Origin of the sequence: Edaphobacter sp. (genome assembly GCF_035532915.1) — a bacterium.
Lineage (GTDB): Bacteria > Acidobacteriota > Terriglobia > Terriglobales > Acidobacteriaceae > Edaphobacter.
Map to the genome: position 1 here is coordinate 1 of NZ_DATKQC010000059.1, position 4,901 is coordinate 4,901.

6 protein-coding genes are annotated in these 4,901 nt (G+C 57.1%); 4 read left to right on the forward strand and 2 right to left on the reverse strand.

Annotation, left to right across the window (positions count from 1 at the left end; all coding sequences use genetic code 11):
• Positions 1–124: 124 nt before the first annotated feature.
• Both VMU57_RS03055 and VMU57_RS03060 read right to left on the reverse strand, forming a co-directional pair.
• Entirely contained in the window at positions 125–1,282 is a 1,158-nt protein-coding gene (locus VMU57_RS03055; RefSeq protein ID WP_325380661.1) for a site-specific integrase, read from the reverse strand.
• 107 nt (positions 1,283–1,389) lie between these two features.
• Positions 1,390–1,785, reverse strand: coding sequence for a helix-turn-helix domain-containing protein (locus VMU57_RS03060; protein WP_325380663.1), 396 nt, complete (start codon positions 1,783–1,785; stop codon positions 1,390–1,392).
• A gap of 184 nt (positions 1,786–1,969) precedes the next feature.
• Here VMU57_RS03060 and VMU57_RS03065 point away from each other — a divergent pair, with 184 nt between their 5' ends.
• From VMU57_RS03065 to VMU57_RS03080, 4 genes are all read left to right on the forward strand, one after another.
• Complete coding sequence (locus tag VMU57_RS03065) at positions 1,970–2,938, forward strand: LysR family transcriptional regulator (protein ID WP_325380665.1); 969 nt, start codon at positions 1,970–1,972, stop codon at positions 2,936–2,938.
• A gap of 143 nt (positions 2,939–3,081) precedes the next feature.
• Positions 3,082–3,423: a TrbC/VirB2 family protein gene (locus VMU57_RS03070; RefSeq protein ID WP_325380667.1), complete on the forward strand. Its 342-nt coding sequence runs from the start codon at positions 3,082–3,084 to the stop codon at positions 3,421–3,423.
• A gap of 56 nt (positions 3,424–3,479) precedes the next feature.
• Positions 3,480–3,782, forward strand: a complete 303-nt coding sequence (locus VMU57_RS03075) for a VirB3 family type IV secretion system protein (RefSeq protein WP_325380669.1) — start codon at positions 3,480–3,482, stop codon at positions 3,780–3,782.
• The coding region (locus VMU57_RS03080; protein ID WP_325380671.1) for a hypothetical protein at positions 3,782–4,901 on the forward strand (1,120 nt) is incomplete at its 3' end. The genes VMU57_RS03075 and VMU57_RS03080, both read left to right, overlap by 1 nt.

Consider the following 4,901-nt stretch of genomic DNA (forward strand, 5'->3'; position numbering starts at 1 on the left):
CTGTCACGGCAGAGGTCGCGGGTTCGAGCCCCGTCGTCCCCGCCATACATTCCAAAAGACTTATGGAATATATGGGACCTAAGTGACAGCATTCCGCGGGTACAATAAGGGTACAATAAGCCCGTTATTGTGCAATTCGCGGGTATGTTTCCACACCCGTTTTACCCACGCCCGGCACCATCATCTTTACAACCTTGCTCTGCGCGGCACGTTTGGTCGAGTTCACCGCCTGGGTGTAAACATCCAGCGTGATTCGGCTGTTCGCGTGACGCAGTAGCTCCTGGACGGTCTTCACATCTTCCCCGTTGTCCTTCAGCAGCGTGCCGAAGGTGTGGCGGAAGGTATGCCAACCGATGTTCTTGTGGATGCCGTTTGCTCTCGCAACCGGCTTGATGTACCGCTTCATCAGGTTGTCCGGCCAGTAAGGCTGCTTGCCCTGCATGGACGGGCTGGCAAAGACCCAGTCTCCTTGCATCGGATAAGGGCTGATGCGCCGCCAGCGCAGCAGATCCTCAGCCATGTAGTCGTCGAGAGGAACCGGCTTGGCAGAGGCTTCCGTCTTGCACTCCCCCACCACCTGATGCCAGATGGAACGAGTCACATTCAGCTCAAGAGCCCTGAAGTCCACATCCTCCCAGCGCAGTGCCAGCAATTCGCTGACGCGAAGCCCGGTCGCTGCGTCGAGCAGAACCAACGTCCTCTCCCGCAGTTCGAGCTTGCTGAGGAGGAGTTGGATCTCTGAGAGTTCGAGAACCTCGGGAACCCGCTCCCGTTTCGCACTTTGACGCACGAGCTTGATGGGGTTGGTGTCCACCCACTCGTACCGCATCGCATGATGAAAGAGAGCGCTCATCAGGTTCCGAATCTTGGCCCGTGTGGCCCTTGCCCGCTTGATGCCGTCCAGCCATTCTTCCATTGCAACCGGCTTTACCTGTTCGAGCCGGAAACTTCCCCAACGGGGCAGTATCCATTTCTGTAGGTAGCATTCGTAGCCAGCGCGTGTCGAGAACGCCTTCCGCCCCCGGCTCTCCACGGCCAGTTCTTTTAACCGATAGTGAGCGATGAGTTCAGCGATTGTGCTCGGCCCGCTGTCCACTTGCGGGGTTTGTTGGTTGGCGTCGATGCGCAACGCACGAGCTGCTTTGAGGGCCATCGCTTCAGTTGGCAATACCTGGACCGTTCCCACGATTGCCTTCCGATGCTTGCTACTGCCATCAGAACCAGACTCCCACCAGCGGAAGACCCATACATCCGGGCCGCTCCGCCGTTTTTCGCGTTGCACGCTTCCTTGTTGATACCGTGTTCGCCTGTTCATTGTTCTCCATTCCCAGGCGGCACGAATGGCTTACTTCAAGGATAAGGCCGCCTGCGGCAGAGGTCGAGTGAATTTCAACTGGCCATCTGCTGGGCGATCCATGCCTCGATTACCGACGCCCGAAAGCGCCAGAGCTTTCCTACGTGAACTCCGGGAATGCGGCCCTGGCGTGCCAGCTTCTGGAGGGTCTTGGGATGAACCTTCATGATCGCTGCGGCCTCTTCACTATCGAGAAGAGGCTCCGGTGTCCACGACTCTGAGGCAGGCGGCTTGCGGACGGTATTCGAGATCGCAGAATTTACAATGAGGCCCTGATTAACGCTCTGGCTGGAAACGGACATTGAGACCCCCGTCGCTGAAATCGCACCCGTGTCGATGGTGCGGCTACGCATTACCCCTGTCCAATACTTCTTCTTTATGGCGCAATAGATTGCATGGATGGCGGCATAATCGCGCTTTATAGCCGTCAACGATGAACAATTTCCCTCAGAGTTTTGCCGATTCCAATAAAACTTGGTGAATTTGCGCTCTGGACTCTTGACGTCCGTATCAAGTTAACTCCGAAATAGAAAGCATAAGTGCTGCATATCTTGTACGTCTCTCTTGCCTTGTACTGTTGACCACGATCTACGTTGAACTTCCGGATGGTGCAGCATGTATGAGCTTGTCGAGTTCCGCCATTTGAGGTCGTTTCTGGCAGTTGCGCAGGAAGGTAATTTCACCCGCGCTGCTGATCGTCTTCATCTCACTCAGCCTGCGCTGAGCACACAGATCAAGCAGATGGAAGACGGGATTCCAGCCCAGCTCTTTGTCCGTGAGAAGACCGGGGTCATGCTGACGCCAGCGGGTACGGCCTTGCTTGCCTATGCCGAACAGGCTTTGCGTCTGCGCGACCAGACATTCGATGCCGTGCAGGCCATCGATCGTGGCACCGCACCGCCGCTGGTATTGGGCTTCTCATTGTTCATCGAACACACTCTGGTGGAGCGCACTTTTGCGGGTTATCAAAGGCTGTTCCCTGACAGTGACATTCGTCCGAGTCCGCAGTCTACGGCCCAGTTACTTGCATGGCTCGGCGACGGAGAGATCAACGCCGCGCTTGTGACTACGCCGGTGAAGGCGCATGATCTGGTGATTCAACCGATAGCCCGCGATAGATTGCTCCTGTGTCTGCGCAAGGACGATCCACTGGCATCGGCAGATGTGATCCTGGCCCGCCAAATTGCTGGAAAGCTCTGCATTACCTTCGATCCGAAGCAGCATCCGGAACTCTTTTCGTATCTCGATTCCACACTGAGTCGCGTAGGAATCGCCATCCAACCGCGTCACCGCTGCACGACGCCTCATGACGTGCAGTGGATGGTCAAGCGGGGACTCGGCTATGCGCTGGTACGCGAGAGCCGCAGCCTGGACCCGGAGTTGGTTGCGCGGCAGATTGCTGGTGTGGAGCTGATCGCCGAGTCCGCCTTTGTGTATCGGAAGAATGAAGGCGCTTCGCACCTGGCGTTGCTTGCCTGTGAGTTGAAGAATGCGGTTCGAATTCAGGCGACTGGCCGGAAGAAAGTCCCAAAAGAAGCTGGTTTGCGCGGCAGAGTGCCTGCGCAAATGAAGCTGCTGGGGTGAGCGATAAGGTAGCGTGGTGCGCGATCCCCGCCGCTGCCCGCAGTCATTTATAGGCCGATAGAAAACAAGTATTGGACGGCCTTGTATATCCGACTTACGCTTGCGGCAGATGAATCAGCCCGCATGGGCAATCGGAGGATTCGATGCGCATACATTGGAACATTTGCCAACACAACGCACGTGGAAGCAAGAGTTATCGCAGGTCCGTGTGGCCAATCATTCTGATGGCTACATTGCCCTTGCTGTTTCCCATTGCCGCGCTTGCTCAGGCTGGCGGCTCGCCGTTTGACAGCGGATTCACCGCCCTCGAAACGCTCTTCACCGGAACGATTGCCAGGGTCGCAAGCCTGATCGCCATCGTGATCGGGGGCTATGGATTCGCACACGGAGAACCCGGCGCGAAAAGGGCGCTGGCCGGAGTCGCCGCCGGAACTGGAATTGCCGTTCTCGCTGTGAACGTCCTGAGTTGGCTTTGGGGTGTGTAGATACACTCGCCCATCCACTCGCAACCATCCACCACAGCGAGCACAACGAGGGGCTTATGGCAGACGTGAAGCCACAACCGAAGCGCACAAACCGGGTCTTCAAGAGCCTGCATAAGCCCCTCACCTATCTGGGCGTCGAACGCAGTCTGTTCTACCTCGTCTGCGTCGGCGCAGTGGGAGCTTTCAACCTCTTCAACAGCATCCTTGCCGGGGTCGCGGTCTTCGTCGGCGGCTATGCCTTCGGCCATTGGGTGACGAACAGCGATCCGGCATTCCTACGAATCCTGGCCAAGTCCGAAAAGTACAAGCTGCGCTATGACGCGGCCAAACAGAGTATTCCGCGTGTGGAGGTGGTCTGATGTTTCGCATCGACAAAGCCATCAAGCCGTGGAAGGAATCGGCAGCGCTGAACGCGCACATCAATCTCTTTGGCTTCTGGAACGAAACGGCGTTCCTGACCAAGTCTGGCGACCTCGGGATGGTCTTACGCATACCGGGCGTGGACTACGAGAGTCTCGATTCTGGCGAACAAGAATATGCGGTGAAGCGACTGGAAGCGGCCCTCAAAGCCTTTGGTACCGGCTTCCATGTCTATCAGTACCTCTTCAAGTCGAACCGGCCAGAGATTCCGTTTGCCCGCTACGACGATCCCGTCGTGGAAGCGGCCATCGACCAGCGGCGGCAGTTCTTCGAAGCGAAGCGGGATCATCTTTATCAAGTCGAAATCTTTTACTGCATCGTCCTCGAAGGCGCACGATCGAAGACCGGGATCGGCGCAGCATTCACCCGGCTCTTTCGCGATCCTGCTGGCGCTCTTGAAGAGTTGAAGATGCAGTTCACGTCTGAAGCGATGAAGACGTTGCTGCGGTCGCAAATCGAGCATGACCTGGCGCGGCTGGCGCAGCGAGTGCAGGGATTCGTGCGTCAGCTTGCCGACTTCATGGAGATCGAGATTCTGGAGCAGCAAGGGCAGTTCCACTTCTTTCGGCGGCTCCTGAACTATGACGAGTGGCGCATCGCCGGTAAACCGCAGAACACACAGTTTCTCGATTATCAGGTCGTGAACTCGAACATCGAAGCGGAGCGCGATCATCTGCGTGTGGGCGATCACGTCGTCCGAGTATTGACGATGAAGGAGACGATCACGGAGACCCACCCCCTGGTGCTGGATGCGCTGCTCAAGATTCCGGCCAACTTCTACGTTGTGACGGAATGGACGCCACTCTCGACGGACAAGGCGCGCAAGGAAGTGAACAAGCGACGCCGCCACTTCAACATGTCGAAGACCGGATTCGTCTCGCAGATGGGCAACGATGCGACCAGGAGCAACCCACGCGACGTTCTGGTCGATGAATCGAAGCAGGCCGACATCGAGAACCTGGGCGATTGTCTTCGCGCGCTCGGCGATGGTCAATCACTGGGAGACTTCTCGCTGACGATTGTGCTGTACGGGCGCTCGAAGGCAGAGGTGAACCCGT